This window comes from Mesorhizobium sp. M0217, from assembly GCF_040321955.1.
In the GTDB taxonomy this organism is placed as follows: Bacteria; Pseudomonadota; Alphaproteobacteria; order Rhizobiales; family Rhizobiaceae; genus Mesorhizobium.
In genome coordinates this window covers 1-19733 of record NZ_JAMYSN010000029.1, presented here as the reverse complement: position 1 = coordinate 19733, position 19733 = coordinate 1, and the positions used below count along the sequence as shown (strand labels likewise).

General features: G+C 62.2%; 19 protein-coding genes and 1 pseudogene. 7 read left to right on the top strand and 13 right to left on the bottom strand.

Features of this window, described 5'->3' with window-relative positions; translation table 11 throughout:
* The first annotated feature begins 250 nt into the window (after positions 1-250).
* From NKJ18_RS28390 to NKJ18_RS28375, 4 genes are all read left to right on the top strand, one after another.
* A complete protein-coding gene (locus NKJ18_RS28390; RefSeq protein WP_352760940.1) occupies positions 251-2023 on the top strand; it encodes a glucan ABC transporter ATP-binding protein/ permease in 1773 nt (590 codons plus the stop codon).
* Between the two features lie 166 nt (positions 2024-2189).
* Positions 2190-2951, top strand: coding sequence for a heme ABC transporter permease (locus NKJ18_RS28385; protein WP_023715243.1), 762 nt, complete (start codon positions 2190-2192; stop codon positions 2949-2951).
* Positions 2952-3143: 192 nt separating this feature from the next.
* Positions 3144-3815, top strand: coding sequence for an outer membrane protein (locus NKJ18_RS28380; RefSeq protein WP_023816258.1), 672 nt, complete (start codon positions 3144-3146; stop codon positions 3813-3815).
* Between the two features lie 35 nt (positions 3816-3850).
* Positions 3851-5482, top strand: coding sequence for a tetratricopeptide repeat-containing sulfotransferase family protein (locus NKJ18_RS28375; protein ID WP_352760937.1), 1632 nt, complete (start codon positions 3851-3853; stop codon positions 5480-5482).
* 47 nt (positions 5483-5529) lie between these two features.
* On the opposite strand, the gene NKJ18_RS28370 is transcribed toward NKJ18_RS28375, so the two are convergent.
* The 3 genes and pseudogenes from NKJ18_RS28370 to NKJ18_RS28360 all read right to left on the bottom strand — a co-directional run bounded on the left by NKJ18_RS28370 (position 5530) and on the right by NKJ18_RS28360 (position 7245).
* Positions 5530-5826 (bottom strand): addiction module antidote protein, encoded by a 297-nt coding sequence (locus tag NKJ18_RS28370; protein ID WP_023672893.1) that lies wholly within the window; start codon positions 5824-5826, stop codon positions 5530-5532.
* Positions 5819-6117: pseudogene (locus NKJ18_RS28365) on the bottom strand (type II toxin-antitoxin system RelE/ParE family toxin). Before NKJ18_RS28365 ends, NKJ18_RS28370 begins: the two are co-directional and overlap by 8 nt.
* A gap of 69 nt (positions 6118-6186) precedes the next feature.
* The gene (locus tag NKJ18_RS28360) at positions 6187-7245 is read right to left on the bottom strand and encodes a D-TA family PLP-dependent enzyme (RefSeq protein WP_023750475.1); all 1059 of its coding nucleotides are present in this window, start codon (positions 7243-7245) and stop codon (positions 6187-6189) included.
* Between the two features lie 150 nt (positions 7246-7395).
* Between NKJ18_RS28360 and NKJ18_RS28355 the strand changes: the two genes are divergently transcribed.
* Positions 7396-8082: a D-lyxose/D-mannose family sugar isomerase gene (locus NKJ18_RS28355; protein ID WP_352760935.1), complete on the top strand. Its 687-nt coding sequence runs from the start codon at positions 7396-7398 to the stop codon at positions 8080-8082.
* Positions 8083-8397: 315 nt separating this feature from the next.
* Here the strand turns inward: NKJ18_RS28355 and NKJ18_RS28350 are convergent, their stop codons facing one another.
* Genes NKJ18_RS28350 through NKJ18_RS28320 form a run of 7 tightly spaced genes read right to left on the bottom strand, consistent with a single transcriptional unit; the run spans position 8398 to position 14815 of the window.
* Complete coding sequence (locus NKJ18_RS28350; protein ID WP_155929737.1) at positions 8398-8832, bottom strand: hypothetical protein; 435 nt, start codon at positions 8830-8832, stop codon at positions 8398-8400.
* A 26-nt stretch (positions 8833-8858) separates the two neighbouring features.
* The gene (locus NKJ18_RS28345) at positions 8859-9725 is read right to left on the bottom strand and encodes an RDD family protein (RefSeq protein WP_352760933.1); all 867 of its coding nucleotides are present in this window, start codon (positions 9723-9725) and stop codon (positions 8859-8861) included.
* Positions 9712-10731, bottom strand: coding sequence for a stage II sporulation protein M (locus tag NKJ18_RS28340; protein ID WP_023730516.1), 1020 nt, complete (start codon positions 10729-10731; stop codon positions 9712-9714). The genes NKJ18_RS28345 and NKJ18_RS28340 overlap by 14 nt, the downstream gene beginning before the upstream one ends.
* Positions 10728-12038, bottom strand: a complete 1311-nt coding sequence (locus tag NKJ18_RS28335; RefSeq protein ID WP_352760930.1) for a DUF58 domain-containing protein — start codon at positions 12036-12038, stop codon at positions 10728-10730. Before NKJ18_RS28335 ends, NKJ18_RS28340 begins: the two co-directional genes overlap by 4 nt.
* On the bottom strand, positions 12035-12991 hold the full coding sequence (locus tag NKJ18_RS28330; RefSeq protein ID WP_352760928.1) for an AAA family ATPase: 957 nt from the start codon (positions 12989-12991) through the stop codon (positions 12035-12037). Before NKJ18_RS28330 ends, NKJ18_RS28335 begins: the two co-directional genes overlap by 4 nt.
* Positions 12978-14186 (bottom strand): DUF4350 domain-containing protein, encoded by a 1209-nt coding sequence (locus tag NKJ18_RS28325; RefSeq protein ID WP_352760925.1) that lies wholly within the window; start codon positions 14184-14186, stop codon positions 12978-12980. Before NKJ18_RS28325 ends, NKJ18_RS28330 begins: the two co-directional genes overlap by 14 nt.
* Complete coding sequence (locus NKJ18_RS28320) at positions 14183-14815, bottom strand: DUF4129 domain-containing protein (RefSeq protein ID WP_023682900.1); 633 nt, start codon at positions 14813-14815, stop codon at positions 14183-14185. Before NKJ18_RS28320 ends, NKJ18_RS28325 begins: the two co-directional genes overlap by 4 nt.
* A gap of 144 nt (positions 14816-14959) precedes the next feature.
* On the opposite strand from NKJ18_RS28320, the gene NKJ18_RS28315 reads away from it, so the two are divergent.
* The gene (locus tag NKJ18_RS28315) at positions 14960-15817 is read left to right on the top strand and encodes a hypothetical protein (protein WP_352760922.1); all 858 of its coding nucleotides are present in this window, start codon (positions 14960-14962) and stop codon (positions 15815-15817) included.
* 77 nt (positions 15818-15894) lie between these two features.
* A complete protein-coding gene (locus tag NKJ18_RS28310) occupies positions 15895-16764 on the top strand; it encodes a hypothetical protein (RefSeq protein ID WP_352760920.1) in 870 nt (289 codons plus the stop codon).
* 37 nt (positions 16765-16801) lie between these two features.
* Here the strand turns inward: NKJ18_RS28310 and NKJ18_RS28305 are convergent, their stop codons facing one another.
* The 3 genes from NKJ18_RS28305 to NKJ18_RS28295 all read right to left on the bottom strand — a co-directional run bounded on the left by NKJ18_RS28305 (position 16802) and on the right by NKJ18_RS28295 (position 19438).
* A complete protein-coding gene (locus NKJ18_RS28305; RefSeq protein ID WP_023821145.1) occupies positions 16802-17155 on the bottom strand; it encodes a tetratricopeptide repeat protein in 354 nt (117 codons plus the stop codon).
* 66 nt (positions 17156-17221) lie between these two features.
* Positions 17222-17626: a hypothetical protein gene (locus NKJ18_RS28300; RefSeq protein WP_352760917.1), complete on the bottom strand. Its 405-nt coding sequence runs from the start codon at positions 17624-17626 to the stop codon at positions 17222-17224.
* A 171-nt stretch (positions 17627-17797) separates the two neighbouring features.
* Positions 17798-19438 carry an ABC transporter substrate-binding protein gene (locus NKJ18_RS28295; RefSeq protein ID WP_352760915.1) on the bottom strand — a complete coding sequence of 547 codons (1641 nt, stop codon included), beginning with the start codon at positions 19436-19438 and terminating at the stop codon, positions 17798-17800.
* Between the last annotated feature and the right edge of the window lie 295 nt (positions 19439-19733).

Here is a 19733-nt window from a genome sequence, read left to right as displayed (position 1 = left end):
ACCGGCGGGCCAAGCGTGCAGTGATTAAAAATGTGGCAGCGCTAGATGCTGCCATGATTTTGCCGCAAGACTGACATTTCACCTTTTATCTCAAACCGTTAGGTGATCACGGCAGATTTCGCAACGTCGTCATCTTTTGTTCGCAGAATGGGAACGGAAGAGGTAGACGGGCATTGTTTTGCGACCCGTTAACCGGTACGTGTCAAGAAATGGTGCGGTGCACAATAATGTTTTGGGCGGAGTAGCTGAAGTGTCACTTCTGCAAATCTACTGGAGAGCGCTGGGTTATCTCGCAGCCGACAGGAAGCGCGTTGCGTTTATCTGCGGTGCGAATGTCGCGCTCGCCATTATCGCCATCCTCGAGCCGATCATGTTCGGCCGGGTAATCGACGCCATCTCCGATAAGGGTTCGGTGTTATCGACGCTGGCGCTGTGGGCCGGTCTCGGCGCCTTTAACATCGTCGCCTTCGTGCTGGTGGCGCGCGGCGCCGACCGTTTTGCCCACAAGCGGCGCAGCGAGGTGCTGTGCCAGTCGTTCGAGCGCGTGATCACCATGCCGCTCGCCTGGCACCACCAGCGCGGCACCTCCAACGCGCTGCACACGCTGCTGCGCGCCGTCGAGACGCTGTTCAGCCTGTGGCTTGAATTCATGCGCCAGCATCTGTCGACGGCGGTTGCGCTGGCTCTGCTGATTCCGACCGCGATAAGCATGGATCTTCGCATGTCGCTGGTGCTAATGGCGCTGGGCGTTCTCTATGTCGGCATCGGCCGACTTGTGATGAAGCGCACCAAGGCGGGCCAGGCCGCGGTCGAGCGTCACTACCATCAGGTCTTCGCGCATGTGACCGACTCGGTCAGCAATGTCGCCGTGCTGCAGAGCTACAACCGTCTCGGCCACGAGGCCGATACGCTGCGCCGCTATGTCAAGAACCTGCTCGACGCGCAGAACCCGGTGCTCGACTGGTGGGCGATGGCCAATGCGTTGCACCGCCTGTCGTCGACCATATCGATGATGGTTGTGCTTTTGATCGGCGCCTATCTGGTCACCCATGGCCAGCTCAAGATCGGCGACGTCATCGCCTTCACCGGCTTTGCCACGCTGCTGATTGCCCGCCTCGACCAGATGTCGGCTTTCGCCAACCAGATTTCGGAAGCCCGCGCCAAGCTCGAGGACTTCTATCACCTCGAGGATTCGGCCGCCGACTCCGCCGAGCCGGACGGCTTGCGCGACCTCACCAACGTCACCGGCCACGTCCGCTTCGAGAATGTCGGCTTCGAGTTTGCCAATTCGAGGCAGGGCGTCGACGACGTCTCCTTCGAAGTCCAGGCCGGGCAGACGGTTGCCATCGTCGGCCCGACCGGCGCCGGCAAGACGACGCTGATCAACCTCTTGCAGCGCGTCTTCTCGCCGTCTCATGGCCGTATCCTGATCGACGGCATCGACACCCGCACGGTGACCCGCAAGTCGCTGCGTCATTCGATCGCCACCGTCTTCCAGGATGCCGGCCTGCTCAACCGCTCGATCGAGGACAACATCCGCGTCGGTCGTGCCGAGGCGACTTATGACGAGGTTCACGCCGCCGCCAATGCGGCTGCCGCGCAGGATTTCATCCTTGCCAAGAGCGCCGGCTATGACACCGTCGTTGGCGAGCGCGGCGGCCAGCTTTCAGGCGGCGAGCGTCAGCGCATCGCCATTGCCCGCGCCGTGCTCAAGGACGCACCGATCCTGGTGCTCGACGAGGCAACGAGCGCGCTCGATGTCGAGACCGAGGACCGCGTCAAGGAAGCCATCGACGAACTGAGGCGCAACCGCACCACCTTCATCATCGCCCACCGCCTGACCACCGTCCGCGACGCCGACCTGGTCGTGTTCATGGACAAGGGCAAGGTGGTCGAGATGGGCGGCTTCGCCGAACTGTCGCTGCGCAATGGCCGTTTCGCCAGCCTGCTGCGCGCCGGCGGCCTGCTCAACGACGAGGAAGTCCGCCGTCTCAGCCGCACGGTGACTATCGAAGCTGCGTAAGCTTTTTTACCTCCCCCTTGTGGGGAGGTCGGACCGAAGGTCCGGGTGGGGTAGTGCCCGCCACCCCACCCCGCTGCTTTGCAGCGACCCTCCCCACAAGGGGGAGGGTAAGCACTGCGACAACCGCTCGATTGCCCCGAACGCGCCGCCGGTCTATCTAGACCTTATGAGCGACACCTCCTCACGCCTCGCCGGCTGGACCGACCTCGCCAACCCGACGCGCTTTGTCGGGCTGGCCGACAGGCTGGTGCCGTGGCTGGCGTCGATCGCCGCGATCCTGCTCGCCATCGGTCTCTATATGAGCTTTGCCGCGCCTGAGGATTTCCAGCAAGGCATCACGGTGCGCATCATGTATATCCACGTGCCTTTCGCCTGGCTCGCCATGATGTGCTACACGGTGATGGCGGTCGCCGCGCTCGGTACGCTGGTCTGGCGCCATCCCTTGGCCGATGTCGCCCTGAAATCGGCAGCCCCGATCGGCGCCACCTTCACCGCGCTTGCGCTGGTCACCGGCTCCATCTGGGGCAAGCCGATGTGGGGCACCTGGTGGGTCTGGGACGCGCGTCTGACCTCGGTCTTCATCCTCTTTCTTATGTATCTCGGCATCATCGCGCTGACGCGTGCGCTCGACGACGCCAGCCGTGCCGCCTGGGCCGCCGCCATCATCACGCTCGTCGGCTTCATCAACATCCCGATCATCAAATTCTCGGTCGACTGGTGGAACACGCTGCACCAGCCGGCCTCGGTGTTCCGGCTCGGCGGACCGACGATCGATCCCAGCCTGCTATGGCCGCTGCTGGTGATGGCGCTCGGCTTCACCGTGCTGTTCTTCGCGCTGCATTTGACGGCGATGCGCACCGAGATCCGCCGTCGGCGAGTGATCGCCATGCGGCGCATCGCGGCGCGGCAGGCAGAGCAACGCGACTAGGCGGTTCTCTTTTCCGGCCACTCGAATGACAACCGAACAGCAGCCTTTGCCTGTCTCCGTCTAAATTAGAATATGCTGCTATGTTGCTGTATAGCAACGAGGATTGCTGAAAGAGTGCCCTGACTGCGTCTGCTTATTGACAGCTCCAACCGCAGGCGAGCAAGTAGCTGGAAGGCTACGAGGGAATCGACGATGAAACTGCTTCTACTGGCTGGTGTGTCGACAACGGCATTGGTGCTTGGCTGGAGTTCGGCGTACGCCGCCGACGCGATCGTCGACGTTCCGAGGGCAGAGGATCTCTGGTACGTCACGCTCTTCGGCGGCGCCAGTTTCCCGAACCATGTGAAAACGGACTACAATGGTACTGGCTATTCAGTCGATCTTGATACCGGGTTCGTAATCGGCGGCGCTGTCGGTCGGCGCATCAACGATGTGTTTCGTGTCGAAGGCGAACTGTCCTACGCGCGCTACAAGGCAAGCGAATACAGCTACACGGGCGTCGGCAACTATCCGGCTTCCGGCAATCTGTCGGCCACCTATCTTCTCGCCAACGTCTGGGCCGATGTTGCGCATTTTGGTGATGCCAAACTCTATGTCGGCGGCGGTGTCGGCGCGGCCTATGTTACCGCCGATACTCACTTTGATGGCCACGCCTTTGGATACGGGCCTGGCGGCTGGGGTTTCGCCGGCCAAGTGGGCGCCGGTGTTACCTACGCGGTAACGCAGAATGTCGACCTCGATTTCGGTTACCGCTTTAAGGCCGTGACAAGCGTGGATCTAGACGACAATGATGGCGGCGGCACATACGAGAACGCCAAATTGTACTCCCACAATCTCCAGCTTGGCGTTACCCTGAAGTTCTGATTGGTTCGTCGCAGGCCGCGACCGGGATTTGACGGATGCCGCTCTTGCCACGCCGGCAACCCCTGGGCCTGCCGGCAATGATCCCAGCTTCGCTGCCGTCCGCCGGTGAACCGGCGGAAAAGACATTGCAGCGCGGCATCGACCTGCAACGGCGCAAGCGTTTTCGCGAGGCCGAGTTCTGCTACCAGACGGTGCTTCGCACGCAGCCCAAAAATGCCATGGCGCTGAACCTGATGGGCACGCTGGCCATCGAGGCCGAGCATCATGACGCCGCCATTGCCTATATGGAAAGGGCGGTCAAGCTCGAACCGGACAACGCCATCTTCCGCAACAATCTCGGCAACGCCTACAATGTAACCGGCAACATCGACAAGGCGCGCAGACATCTGAGAAAGGCGATCGAGCTCGATGGAGGGCTCATCGAAGCGCTGTGCAATCTCGGCCGCTCCTACCGCAGCCAGCTCGAGGGCGACATTGCCGAAGGGTTCTATCGCCAGGCGCTGGCTATCGACGGCCAGTCGGTGATGGCACTTGCCGGTATGGGCGATTTGCTCACCGACATTGGCCGGCCGGCCGAGGCGGTCGAATGCTTCAGCAAGGCCCTTGCCATCGACCCGGGCCATGTCGAGGCGCTGGCTGGAATGGCGCTTGCGCGCCGGGCGGTCAAGGACGATCCGGCGTTGCCTTTGGTGCTGAAACGCCTGGAATTGCCGACAACCACCGATCGCGAGCGGGTAGTGCTGCACCACGCCGCCGGCAAGATGCTCAATGATCAGCGCGAGTATAGCCCGGCCATCCGCCATTTCGCGAGGGCCAAGGCGATTTCCGGCAATGATTTCGACATCGACCGGCACACCCAGCTTTACGACAGCTTCATCGACACTTTCGACGCCGGCTTCTTCGAGGCGCGAGCCAATTTGGGAAATCCATCCAGACGCCCGGTCTTCATCGTCGGCATGCCACGGTCGGGAACGACGCTGACCGAGCAGATATGCGCCAGTCATCGCGATATCCATGGCGCCGGCGAGTTGTCGACCATTCGTTCACTTGCCGGCGAACTTGGGTTCGACAAGCTCGACCCAGCCATTTTCACCAAGGCCATGGCGGCGCTCACTGCGGCCAAGGCCAAGGAGCTTGGATCGAAATATCTCGACGATCTCAAAAAGCGCAACAACACGGCGCGGCTTGTCGTCGACAAGATGCCGCATAATTTCGAGCTGCTGGCCTTCATCAGCCTGATCTTGCCGAATGCCCGCATCATCCATTGCCGGCGTGACCCGATGGACAATTGCGCGTCCTGTTTCATGCATAATTTTTCCGAGGCGCACGGCTATAATGCCGATCTTACCAAGCTTGGGCAGTATTACCGGGAGTATGACCGCCTGATGCGCCATTGGACCAAGGTCATCCCGCTGAATATCCACGACATGCCCTACGAAGAAACGGTCGCCGATTTCGAAAATCGCGCCCGTGGATTGATCGGATTCCTCGGCGTCGAGTGGGACGATGCCTGCCTGCGTTTCAACGAGACCGAGCGCACCGTGCGGACGCCGAGCCGCTGGCAGGTGCGCCAGCCGATCTATTCATCCTCGGTCGAGCGCTGGAAGCTGTATGGCGACGCGCTGGATCCGCTGAAGGCGGCGCTGGGTCCGGTTTATCCGTCCTGATTTCAGTTGGCCCGAACAACCTCGCGCTCGACGCGCGCTGGCGTAGATTAGACCTGAGTTGCATCGTGCTTTGGGGCCAAATGAAAGCCGAATGCTTTCATGACCGCCAGTGTGGTTTCCAGCGTAGGATTACCGTTTTCGCTGAGCGAGGTATAAAGATGCTCGCGAGCCAAGCCGGTCTTTCTGGCAATGTTGCTCATCCCCTTGGCGCGGGCAACGACACCGAGGGCGGACGCGACGAATTTGGCGTCTCCGGTTTCCATTGCCTCTGCCAGAAACGCCTCGATTGCCGTATCGGAATCGAGCATTTCGGCGGGATCGAAATCATAGATTTTTTCAACCATTGTCGTCACTCCATTCTACGGCCAGGCGCTTTGCTGTCCGTATGTCGGTTTCTTGTGAACTTTTATCCCCGCCGCACAGGAGCAGGATGACCGTTTCACCGCGCTTGTGAAAATAAACGCGATAGCCGGGCCCATAGTGAATGCGCAATTCACTGATGCCTTCACCCACTAGTCGCCGGGATTTCCTACAATCAAACGTTGCAGCCGAACGGCAATTGCCGCCTTGGCTCTTCCGTCTTTCAGCTTTTGGTGCCACCTCCGAAAGGTGGCTGTCTGCTTCAGGATTGCCATGGGGACTAGTAAGTTATAAATTACAATTCGTCAATGTCGAAATAGGGCGAGCCTCCAAAACGAAAAGCCTCACCCCATCCGCCCACGCGCTTCCACCTTCAGCGTTTCCAGCACCTTGTCACCATCGATCAGATGCACCTGGTCGAACAGGTTGGTCACGACGCAGCAATGATCAGGCACCACGCGCACGCGCTCGCCAATGCGAAGCTTCGCACCATTTCCAAGCGTGACCGTGCCATGTTCCTCGCTCAAGCTGGTGACGCGGGCGCCGGGCATGCCGAGCAGCTCGCCAAAATCGGCGAGCCCCAGCGTGTCGCTGGACAGCGCCTTGCTGCCGCTGTCCAGGATGGCGCGGGCCGGCGTCGGATGGCTGACCACGGTGGCGAGCACCGTCAGCGCACAATCGTCGAGCGTGCCGACGCCTTTGGCGACCTGGTAGCGGTCGAGGTAGATGTAGGTGCCGGGGCGGTATTCGGTCACCACGCTGTCCTCGCCCGAGCGCCACATGTCAGGCGTGCCGCCGCTGGAGATGCGTTCACAGGCGAGGCCCGAGGCCGCGAGCGTTTGTTTGGCGCCGGCCAGCCACGATTCAGCCTCGGCGGCGCGGCCTGCCGCGGGGTAGGTCATCAGTCCGCCGAAGGTGAGCCCCTTGGCCTGGTCGATCATTTTCGCCAAGGCCAACGCCTCGGCGGCGCTCTGCACACCGCAGCGGCCCATGCCGGTGTCGCATTCGACCAGCACGGGCAGGGGCCGCCCGGCATCGATGAAAGTAGCGGCGAGCCCCTCCAGCGTTTCGCGGCTGTCGGCCGTCACCGACAGCGTCACACGACCATGCAGCGCCTTGAGGCGCTCCAGCTTGGCGCGGCCAAGGATGTTGTAGGGCAGAAAGATGTCGGAGAGCCCGGCATCGGCCATCACTTCCGCCTCGCCGATTTTCTGGCAGGTGATGCCGACCGCGCCGGCCGCCATCTGCTTCTTCGCCCAATAAGGCAGCTTGTGCGTCTTGATGTGCGGCCTGAGTTTCAGCCCGTGGCGGTCGGCATGCGCCTGCGCTCGTGCGATGTTGGCTTCGGCGCGGGCCGCGTCGATGAGGATCGCCGGCGTGTCGAGGTCGTCTATGCCTTGCATGAAATATCACCTTGGGAAATCTGGCTGACTTATGGCCCCGATCCGCACGGATGTCATGGGGCCAGCACGCAGTTTGCGTCGACACCGCAGCGCTGTTCGGCTATGCGCTTCAGATAACTCCAGGGAACGCGACGCGAAGGGATCACGATCATGAAACGCTCCACCGTCAACGACATCATCCGCGATGCAGACGCCTTCATCCGCTCGTTCGGCTACATCATGCCGCCCTTCGCCTACTGGAGCCCGGAAGAGATGAAGGCGCGCAAGGCCGACTCCGCCGCCATTTTCACCTCGCGGCTCGGTTGGGACATCACCGATTACGGCCAGGAAAAATTCGACGAACTCGGCCTGTTCCTGTTCACCGTTCGCAACGGCGTCTATGCCGACATGAAGAAGGGCATGGGCATGCTTTATGCCGAGAAGATCATGATCTCGCGCAAGGATCAGCTGTCGCCGATGCACCGCCACAACATCAAGGCCGAGGACATCATCAACCGCGGCGGCGGTAAGCTCGTGCTGGAACTGTTCATGCACGATCGCGACGGCGGCATCGATCCGAAGGCCGAAGTGACGGTGCCGGTCGACGGCACCATCCACAGGCTGCCGGCAGGCGGGCTCCTGAAACTCGACCCGGGCCAGAGCGTGACGCTGCTGCCCGGCGTCTGGCACGCCTTCTGGGCCGAGGGCAAGGATGTGCTGATCGGCGAGGTCTCGACCGTCAATGACGACCTTACCGACAACGTCTTCCGCGAACCGATCGGCCGCTTCTCCAACATCCACGAGGACGTTGCGCCGGTGCACCTGCTGGTGTCCGACTATGAAAATTGGGTGGGGTAGGCGGCCTCGCCGCTTTTACTTCGTTTGATTGAGAAGTGCGCCCAGCCTGCGCACTTCGGCGATCAGGCGAGGCATGTCCTGCCGCGCCGCAGCCATGAAATCCTGGTCTTCGGCCGTGGCGCTGGCCATTTCGATATCATCGCCGCGATCCGCGCCTTCGTCGGTTTGAATGAAATTCGATCTGCTCAGCAAATCCCGACCCTCGACCCATGATTTCCATGGGCCGGGCTGAGCTGCGGCAGCACGCGCGCCTCCATTTCCTGGAGTTCGAGCTCGGATGGAGAGGTGTTCATGGTGACCGATTACTCGACGCTGTTAACGACAAAGCGCAATGCACTCTCGAACAGCACGCCCGAGATCCTCTGGCGTATCTGTTGAAGACAAGATCGTGTCCAGCGGCACGGCACTCTCTCTGTTGACTTTGGCATAGGGGGTAAGTGTGAATTTGTCGTCCCTTCCCTGGTCGACCGACATCTGACGGGATTTCCGAAGGAGGGAGTTGTACGACTTGAAGCCGAACCGCGAAGCCGAGCTGTCAAGAAGAACCGTGTGTACGATGTCGTCGGGCACATCGCTGGCATAAGCACCAAGCGCGTTGAGTGTTGCTAGACCGATCTCTTTGTCGGAGACCGAAGGTAGCTCGCCAATCAAAATGACGGGACCTGCGAACTTCTCCCAGCCGTCGCGGGTGGTAGCCATCGGAATTGCAAACACACTTTTATTAACTATGTTCAGGAAGCAATGTCTCATGTATCGACTCCCATCTGAGGCACAGCTCACCGCTGATACTTATCCGCCTTGCGGTTGCCCAGCAAAAGCTTGCGTTCGAGTTGAGCCCGCAACTCGCCATAATAGGCGGTCAGGAAGGCCCTGGAATCGACCGGCTCGACCATCATGCCGATCTTGCGCCCGATCGTTTCGGCCACGGCTTTCAGTGCGAAATAGTCGTCGCGGCGCAGCACCTCTTCCAGCTTGTGCAGTTCGGCGATGCCATAGGCATCGAGCTGCGCCTGGGTGAAGCGGAAGGCGCGGGTGGTGGTGTCCTGGCGTTGCGACAGGTCTTCGACCAGCGCCAGTTTCGGCGCCTCGACCACCCAGGTTCCGGCAAGCAGATCGCCGATCCGCATACGGTCGCGGTTGAACAGCGGGAAGAGCGCAAACAGCAGCGTCCAGACCAGCCCGAAGATCGTCGACAACGTGTCGGCGAGCCCCATCTCGCTGCGGCCGAGGATGATCGACAGCGGCAGGAAGATCTCGATCTCGCGCATCAGGTTGCGGGCAATGACCTGATCGACTGACAGGCCGGCGCCGCTGCGCGATGCCACCCGGATGCCGAGCATCCGTTTGCCGGGTGTGGCGGCGCGGCGGCCGGCTTCGAAGACGATGAAGTAGGCGTTGCGCAGGAAGAAGATCAGGATGATCCAGACGATGAACAGCGGCTGCGCGCCTTCGCCTTTGAGGCCGGCCAGCCCGAACAGTGCAACGATCGAGATCACGATCGCCGTGACGATGATGATGACAAAGTCGAGCAGGAAGGCGGCGGCGCGAGTGCCGGCATCGACGAGCTTGATCCGGAGATCGACCCCTTCCGGCGTGATCAGCGGCCGTATTGTCGAGACGGCAGCACGCCTAGCGGTTGCCATGCCGCACCACCCTGAACACATAGAAATAGCAAAGCCACAGCGTCAGCATGACGCCGCCAATGGCATAGCGTGTCACGTCGCTGGTGATCACCTGCCTGCCGATGCCTTCGAGCAGGCCGGCAAACAAAAGCATGATCGTCACCCCGACCATGGTGGTGGCGGCCACGCGCCCGGCATAGGCAGCAGCCGTCATCCGCGTCAGTTCGCCGGGGAAGGCGATGCGCGTGCCGATGCGCATGCCGGCGGCGCCCGCCAAGGCGATCGCGAACATCTCGGTGGTGCCGTGGATGGACAGCCAGCCGCCCAGCTCCAGCCCGAGCCCCTTGGCGATGTAGATCTGGAACATCGCGCCAAGCAGGCAGCCATTCATCAGGATCAGGAGCACGCTCGGCACCGCGAAAGCAAAGCCGAGCGCGAAGGCAAGGATCGCCACCTGGACATTGTGCGTGAACAGATAGGCGGCGAAGCCCGACAGGAAATTGCTGTCGGCGCCGTCATAAAGCACCTGTCGCAGGACTTCGACCGAGGCATCCGGGTTGCGCCCGCCGGCCAGGCTCGGCGGAATGATGGCGTCGAACCAGCCCTTGTCTTTGGCCACCAGCCAGTAGCCGGCGCCGGCGCCGACAAAGGTCAGGACGACCGACAGCAAGGTCTCGCGCCACAAATCGCGAATGGCATGCGGCCAGTCATGCAGAAAGAAATCGCCGATGCGCTGCCGCAAGCCGCGACGCGCGCCATAGAGGTAGAAGTAGCCGCGCAGGCACAGCGCTTCGAGATAGCTGACCAGCGCATTGTCGAGCGACGTCGCCCGCGCCACCGAGAGCGAGGACAGCGCCGAGCGGTAGAGCAGCGGCAGCGACAGCAACTCGTCTTCCGAGAGCGTGCGCGGCGCGCGTTTCTCGACCCGGGCGAGCAGCGCCTCGAACGCCTTCCAGTCGGCCTCGCGCTCCGAACGGAAGCTCGCCAGCGACTGGCGCACGGCATCCTTGCCGACCAGCGCGTTCACAACAGATCCTCTCGCTTGAGTTCGAGATAGCGCTCGACCAGCGCCGGTCCGAGCCTCTGGTAGTCGGCTTCGATGACGTGCGCGCCGAGCAGCCTGAGCCTGCCGATGACGACCTGCCTTTCGCGCAGCAGCCCGCCGGCGACGACGGAGCGCGCCACATCCTCCGGCGTGTCCGGCGGCATGTCGGCCAGTGTCTCCAGCTCGACATCCTTCATCATCATGAACAGCACCAGATGCCGTTCGGTGAGCCGGCCTACGGTGCGCAGCATCAGTTCGGCGCTGATCGGATCGACAAAATCGGTGAAGATGATCACCAGCGAGCGCCGGTCGAGCCGCGCCGCCAGCGTCGTCAGCGCCAGGGTGAAATTGGTCTCTTCGGTAGAATAGTCGATCTCCGCCGCCCGCTTCTGGATCATGGCGAAGCTGGCCGAGCCGCGCACGGCGCCGCTGGAAACGCGCGGTCGCGCGTCGAAGCCGAACAGGCTGACCATGTCGCCGCCCTTCAGCGCAATGAACGCCGACAGCAAAGCGGCGGTGACGGCGCGGTCGACCTTCGGCACGCCGTCGACGGGCTCGCACATCAAGCGGCCGCTATCGATGGCCAGCACGATGTTGTTGTTCTCCTCGATGCGGAATTCGCGCGCCAGAAGCCTGCCGTGGCGGGCGCTGCGCTTCCAGTCGATCATGCGCCGGCCCATGCCGGGCTGGTAATCCTTGAGCGCCTCGAATTCGCGGCCCTGGCCGGCTCGGCGCTGCGCATGGCCGTCGGGCAGCGCCTGTCGCTGCAAAAGCGTGATCGCCTCGTCGCGGGCGCTGCTGACGTCGGGCAGCACCGCCACCTTGCTGTCCATCGGCAGCACCACCTGGTTCCAGACCAGCCCGAACGGCCCGCGCCAGCGCACCCACAGGCGATCGAACCTGGCGATGCCGCGCCGCAGCGCCTGAAATTTGAGATCGAGCGATGCGCTGCCGGCCTCGGCGGTCGATGCGCCGCCGGTGCCGCCCAGCGGTTCCAGCCGCTCGTCATGGCCAAGACGCGCCTGCACCGCGCGCGACCGTCCGCTGAGCCTGGCGGTGACATTGACGGTGAACTGGCCGCCGACGCTGACTTGCGGCGGGGCATGGATGCTGGCGTTCAGAGAAGCCCGTCCGCGCCCGGCGGCCGCGTCCACGGCCAGGAAAGCAAGCAGCGCGCAGATCCACAACAGGCCGAGATACCACAGCGACGGCAGCGCGAGCGCGATCAGGAAGGCCGGTATTGCACCGGCCGCACCTGCCCAGACTGCCCGGCCGCTCGGATAAATCAACGTGGCGCTTCCGTCTGGTCTACAAGGTCGGTCACGATCTGTTCGACCAGGCGGCCGTCGATCTGCGCCGCCGGCGACAGGATAACGCGATGGCGCAGCGCCGGCACGGCAAGCGCCTTGACGTCGTCGGGGATGACATAGGCACGCCCGTCGAGCGCTGCCCGAGCCCGTGCAGCTCTCGCCAGCATGGCGCCCGCGCGCGGGCTGGCGCCGACCTCCAGATCGGGGCTGGCGCGCGTGGCCCGCACCAGCCTTGCGATATAGTCCACGACGTCGTCGACAAGCGTGACCTCGCCGACGGTCGCCAACGCCTTTTCCAGCGTCTTGCGGTCGGCCTGGGCGGTGATGCCGTATTGCTTGATATCGTGCGAGGCGGTGCCGCCGCCATGATGGATGATGATCGCCTTTTCCTCTTGCGCGCCGGGGTAGCTCACCCGGTGCTTGAACAGGAAACGGTCGAGCTGGGCCTCGGGCAGGGGATAGACGCCCTGATGCTCGATCGGGTTCTGCGTCGCCACCACCATGAAATTCTGGCCGAGCGCATGGGTGGTGCCGTCGAAGGTGACGGCATGTTCCTGCATCGCCTCCAAAAGGGCGGCCTGGGTCTTGGGCGGCGTGCGGTTGATTTCGTCGGCGAGCAAAAGGTCGCAGAAGATCGGGCCGCGCGTCAGCGTGAATTGCCCGGTCTGGAAATTGTAGATGTTGGAACCGACGATATCGCCGGGCATCAGGTCGGGCGTGAACTGGATACGGCCATAGGCGACCCCCAGCGCCTGGGCAAAGCAGCGCGCCGTCATCGTCTTGGCCGTGCCCGGCGGTCCTTCGAGCAATATATGCCCGCCGGCGAACAATGCCATCAGCATCAGATCGACCGTATCGTGTTGCCCGGTGATGGCCTTGGCCACCTCTTCCCTGATCTGTGTCGCCAGGGCCTTCACATCATCGACGTTCACCGAGCCTCCTTGCCGTCCAGTCGTGCAGCTTTTCGGCTGCATCATGCATTTGTGTCAGGGTCTTTGCCGCGTTCGCCGCTTGCAGGCGGGTCGTGAACCCGCCGGTTTCGCCCTTATCGCGGGAATCGAGCCAGCGGTCGAGCGCTTCGCCCTGCAAACCGTGCGGCGCGCCGAGCAGCGCGCCGGCGCGCACGCGCGCCAGTGCTCCATAGCGGTCGCCCAGTTCCTCCAGCCGGCCGGCGCGGCGCAACAGCATCGCCGTGGTGTCGACCAGCGCGCGCTTGCCGAAGGCGATGGCGCGCTGATCGGCCCGTGGCGGCCCGAACCGGCCAAGACCATGCAGGAAGGCAAGTGCCGCCGCCGCCAGGATGGTCAGCGTCAGCGCCAGGAAAGGCGGTTCGACCAGAAGCTTGGCGAGATCGTATTTTCGCCCGACGCCATGCAGCGTCAGGTCGAACATGACGGCACCCTCTTCGGGCTGCAGGAGCTCGATCAGCTTGAGCGCCGCCGCCGCCTTGTCGGGATCTTTCAAGCCAGCGTTGTTGATGAGATCGGGGTCCGTCAGAATGTAGAACCGCTCGTCTTCGACCTCGGTCAGCACGGCCTTGCCGTTGCCGGCGGCAATCAGCGGGTGTTCGTCGGCCACCCATTGCAACTGGTCGGGAACGCTGACCATTTGCCCTGAGACGTCGAGTTGCTTGGCCGTGCTTTCGCCTTCGCCGAGCTTGGCCTTGGCGATGCGGCCGAGCCAGTCGTTGACCACCACATCCGGCAGTCGCTGGATCTTCATCTCCCAGCCTTCGTGCAAGGCCAGCGGCAAGGTCGCCCATTTGGGCAGAACGAACAGCGTATCCAGGCCCTTGCGAAGCTTGATGATGTTGGCAAGCGCATCCGGGTCGCTGTCGGGCGAAATGGTGACGATCAGGAGGTTCGTGTCGATCTGAAGATCGCTGTCGGACCGCGCCATGTCGGGCGCTTCGCCGGTCAGCTCCAGCCATTCCGCCAAGCCGGCATAGCCGATGCCGCTCTTCGACAGCGGGGTTGCGCCACCGACGCTCGGCTGGCGAAAGTCGGGCGCATAGGTGGACAACAGGAAGAAGCCTGCGGCCGCGAGCAGGCTGGCGAAAATGCCCCAGAACAGCGTCCTGCGGCTGAACGGCTCCTGCTGGGCGATGTCGGCTGTCGCGTCACTCACGTCCAGGCATCCCTGAAGACGAATCGCTCATAGGCGCTGCGCGCCTCCTGCCAGCCCTCGGGCCCGACCGGCCGGCGCGCGAACAACGCCGCCTCGACGATGCGCGCGATCTGGGTAAAGGCGCCACGCGCCCGCGTTGGCAGCGACGCCGCTCCCGCGATATCGCGCGCGGTCAGCGACGGGCGCAGGAAGTCGGGCAGGCGGCCGGCAATGTCGGCAACGCTGCGGCGCAGCAGGAGATGCACCGCCTCGTCATACTCGCCCCGGGCGGCCAGCGCATCGGCTTCCGACAACAGGATCTGCGCGGCGCCAACGTCGGGGTGCCATATCGCTTCCGCCTCGGTCACGCTCTTTTTGCGCCACCAGGGCAGGCGCCAGGCGACGCCTTTCACTTCAAGGACAATCAGCAGCAGAATGATCGCGGCACCTGTGATCACCGCGCCCCAGAACAGGTAGATCATGTACGGGCCGAGCGATTTCAGGAACTCGCCCAGCGGTCTCAGCCACTCGGGTGTCTCGGGTGGTCTGTAGGCCGGCAGGTCGAACTGGATCGAATCGTCTGACAGCAACTGCTTGTGCAGTTTGGCCAGCCATTCGGCTTGCGCAGCGTCCGGCTGTGCAGCAGTCACCTTTTCGCCCCCATGCAACCTGCGGTTCGCGGGCCGACACTGGCAATACGCCAAGGCAATTGCAAGCGGCGGCAACCGCAAGTATCAATATCGGTGATTTATACTTTCTGATTTCGGGTATCCATTAGTCGGGGGGAATGTAACATGACGTCAATCGCGAGCGAGCGGCCGGAACGGTTCAGCATCGGCAGGGCTTTCAGCAATACGTTTTCGGTAATCGGACGAAGCTTCGTCCCACTTGCCGCCATCGTCGGCCTTTTTTCGACGCTGCCTGCGCTGCTGTACAACATCTGGAGCTTTAGACAGATTGCAAAGATAGCAGTACCTGGGGCGAGCTTCGAGCAATCGGCGATGGCGGGCTATGGTGCCGTTTCGATGATTGCCGGCCTGGTGCTCCTGATCTTGGCCTTTCTGGCGCAGGCGGCGCTGGTACGAGCGACAATCGAAGATTTGAACGGCAAGCGCCCGTCGATTGGCGATTGCATTCAGATAGCCTTGCGCAGCTTCCTCCCCACGCTCGGAATTGGTATTGTGATCATCGTGGCAATGTTTCTGGTGGCGATGATATTAACGGTCATCACCATGGCCATCCCCATCGTCGGCGGTGTGATTGCACTTCTGTCGCTCATCCCCATAGCCATGTGGCTGATCAGCATATCGGTGGCTGTGCCCGTCGCAGTTCAGGAAAGGCCTGGCGTCTTCGCCTCGATTTCGCGAAGCAGGGCGCTGACGAAGGGAAGCCGCTGGCGGATATTCGCGCTGTTTCTGGTCCTCGGCATTGTTGCGATAGGGCTACAAGTGGTTTTCACCTTGCTGTTTCAGGCTGCTATTGCGAGCGGCGGGATCAGCACGACCGGACTCATTGCCGCCGCCATCGGAAGCAGCCTGCTGTCGACAATCGTTTCGGCGGTGATTTCGGTGGCGATTGCCGTCACCTATGTCGAGCTGCGCCAGGTCAAGGAAGGCACCAGCGTCGACGAACTGGCGCAGATATTCTCGTAACGAAGATTTTGGCCCGAGAACAGCCAGTCATGTTGGCGCGATTGGCCGGGATCTAGCTCGGGCCGGAAGGGGTAATCGTGGCATCGACGGCGGCGGCGCGGCTTGAGAAGTTCCAGATCGGCAGGGTTTTCAACAACACCTTCGCCGTGATCGAACGCAATCCCGGTCTGATGATTGCTTTGGCGGCGCTTTTCCTGGTCCTCCCAGCAGTTGCGCTCAATCTGTCGAACCACTGGAATGCCGGCCCCAACGGCTACATCGCCACACCTCCACTCGGCGCGAAGTGGGTCATTATGAGCAGCTCGTTCTTATCGCTCGTTTCAAGCCTGATCTATTTCGTTTGCGCGCTGTTGTTCCAGTCCTCGCTGGTGCAAGCGACGATAGAGGACCTGAACGGCAAGCGCCCGGTGATCGGCGACTGCATCCAGATAGCCTTGCGCAGCATATTGCCGACGTTGGGGGTGGGGCTGATTGTCTTTTTGGCCATGATCCTTGGCCTCATCGTGATGGGCATCGCCGGAATGTTGGTGCCGATCTTCGGAGCGATCATTGCCTTCGTGGTGTTGCTCGTTGCCGGCATCAGGTGGCTACTCGGCATATCGGTTTCCGTGCCGGTGCTGATGCAGGAGCGGCTTGGCGTGTTTGGCGCGATGTCGCGCAGCCGTGCTCTGACCAAGGGCAGCCGCTGGCCGATGTTCGGTGTCTTGCTGATCCTGTTTTTGGCGGCGCTTGCCTTCCAGATGATGTTTGCCCTGCTGATCGGCCTGATTTTCGCTTTCTTCAGCGGCCTCTCGACGGTCGCCCTGATTTTCGGCGCTTTCGGAAGCGTCCTTATCGTGACGGTCGTGTCCACGGTGGCATCGGTGGCCATTGCGGTCGCCTATCTTGAACTGCGCCAGGTTAGGGAAGGTACCAGCGTAGATGAACTGGCGGAGATTTTCTCTTAGAAGGCGAAGCCGACTCGGCTGGTCGGGCGGCGGGATTTCAGTGACAACAGCTTGGCCCCGCCTCCGCGCTCGTCCGACACAGGCACGACGAGGTGATCGCCACATCCCGCGCGAGCTGGACATGGTCGAAGCAGCGTTTGGCCGCACGGTCTGCCTCGTCCTTGCCGTGCTCGTTCCAGGTGAGGTTGTAAAAAGGCCCGGCGGCATAGGCGATGCCCCAATGCACGAAGGCGCAATCAGGATCTGTCTCCAGCGCCTTCTCGAAGCACTTTATGCCTTCCTCATGGTTGAAGCCGTAGCACCAGTTCAGCCCGATATCGAACCAGCGCTGCGTCTCGGCCGAGGCGGTGGAGATTGGACGGCGATAGGTGCCGAGGTCGAAGTGGTCCATGCGTTCTCGTGCAAAATATCGCGGCCAAAGTGTATCAGGCCTTGAACTCAATCTTGGGGTGCTGACCTAGGTAAAGTGCGAAGCAATCTGTTCGACACGGTCCTTGTCTGGGCGCACCAAAAACCAGAAGATCAGCCCTGTAGCGCCACCGAGTATCCCTATGAAGGAGCATGCATAGAGAACTCCGCCGATTCCCAATGGAGGACTCCACTTACTGAGGCCGAAGACAAACGCTGGAACAAAAACTGCCAGAAAGCCAACGACGACGTATACCCAAAAAAACTGCCAGCGCCGTCGGGTCAGGACATAGAAGGCCGGAATTCCTACCACCGCCTCCACAACATAGAAAACAAGGGTTACGAAGATGAAGCCCGACAACGGCCCCGTCTCTGGGTGGTTCGCATGCCAATTGTAGCCGGGCAGGATCGCCGGAATAATGGGTGCAAGAATGAAAGCCCAACGGGCGCGCATGTGTATTCTCCGGAATGACGCGAGCACAGCGGCGCCTCGTCGACACACCAGACCGATCCACGGTCGCTGCGTCAAGACAGACACCGTCGTAAATGCTCGGAGTGCGCTGCAGGTATCTACCTGAGCGACATACCGCTCAGGTGCCAGCCGGTATGCGGCGTCCCCGAAGGATCACCCCTCCAGCCACACCTTCTCAAAATGCTGCTCCAGCGACTGGTGCTGTTCGCAACCTTGCACGCCCTTGCGGTAGGTGCGGTAGACCGAGCGCCAGTAGGGCTGGATGATGATGCCGGAATCGCGCAGGTTCTGCTCGATCTTGGCCATGATCTCCTTGCGCTGGGCGGCGTCGGGCGCTGCCAGCGCCTTGTCGAGGAGTTCGTCGAACTCTTTGTTGGCGTAAGCGCTTTCGTTCCAGGCGGCGCCCGATTTGTAGGCGAGCGCCAGCACCTGGACGCCGAGCGGGCGGCCGAGCCATTCGGTGGTGGAGAAGGGGTATTTGCTCCAGTCGTTCCAGAAGGTGGCGGCCGGCAGCACGGTGCGCTTGATCTTCAGGCCGGCTTCGCGCATTTGCGCGGCAATCGCATCGCCGGTGCTTTTTTGCCATTCGACGTCGACCGAGATGAGCTCGAATTCGTGGTCGGCCTTGCCGGCCTCGGCGAGCAGTTTCTTCGCCTGATCCATATCTCGCTTGGCCGGACCGATATCGGCAAACTCAGGATGCATCGGACCGACATGGTGGTTGTCGGCGGGCTTGCCGCGACCGCCGAGGCCCAGCGCCAGCACGGCGGAATTGTCGACGGCAAGCTGGGCGGCGCGGCGCACCTTGACGTCGTCATAGGGCGCGTTGCCGACATTGAAACGGGCAACGATGGTCGATCCGGTGGCGATCTCGGAATTCAGCAAGCCCATCTGCTCGGTCTGCGACACGGCGTCGGAGGCGGTCTCGTGGTCGGTGTCGATCTCGCCGGATTCGAAGGCCGACAGCATCGCATTGGGATCGGAGCCGTAGTCGACCCATTTGATGCCCTCGAGGTAGAAGTCGCCCTTCCACCAGGGCTTGTCCTTGCGCTTCACCTCAGCACTGGTCTCGGCATTCCAGCTGACCAGTTCGCAAGGGCCGGTGGTGATCGCCAGCGCCTTCATCGGGCCGTCGCCGCCCTCATAGGAGCGGTGCATGATCAGCGCGGGATAGTCGGCCATGCCGGCGATCAGCGAAATGTCGGGTTTCGGCAGATTGAGCTTTACGGTGAAGTCGTCGACCTTCTCGATGCCGCCGTCGACCGGTTTCTTGGTGTCGGCATTGATCAGCGCACCCATGCGCGCGGCGACCGAGTTGCCGGCGACGGAAGCATCGCACCAGCGGGTGAGATTGTGGATGACGTCGTCGGCGTTGAAGGTGTCGCCATTCGACCAGGCGATGCCCTTGCGCACATGCAGCGTCAGCGTCCTGGCGTCGTCGCTGGTTTCCCAGCTTTCGAGCAGCCACGGCTCGAAGGTGAAGTCGCGGTTCCAGCGCACCAGATATTCGTTGCAATGGCGCGCCACATTGGACATCTCGACACCGTCGAAGGTGCGCGGATCCTTGAAACCCTTGACGTTCATGGCGACGCGCAAGGTGCCGCCGCGTTTCGGCTCTTCGGCCCGGGCAGGCGAAGGGGAAAGGCCGCCCAGCGCCAGCGCGCCGGCGGCACTGACGCCAAAGCCGGCCATGATGGCGAGATATTCGCGCCGGTTGACGCCGCCCTTCCTGAAACCATCGGCAACGGGCTTCGCCTGCGGGTGCAAATTGCGGTCGGTCAGCATGAATTTCATCGTCGTTCCCTCTTTTGTTGGGCGCCCCGACGGTCCGCCTCCGCTGGGGTGGTTGGCGATCGCCGAGGCGCCGCTGCCTGAGCAGGCGATGATAAAGCGGGCCGACCCCGGGAAATGTTCGCTTTTCCGCAATTCTTGTGCACTGCTCCGCAGTGGTAGATGGCCAATCTCCCCCCTTGTTGTGGGGGAGATGTCCGGCATGTCCGAACCGGATAGATAGGTAACAGAATGGACCGATAGCATGGGTGACAGTTTTCTCCTTCGCCGGGAGGACCGGCGATGGTTTGGCGAGAGA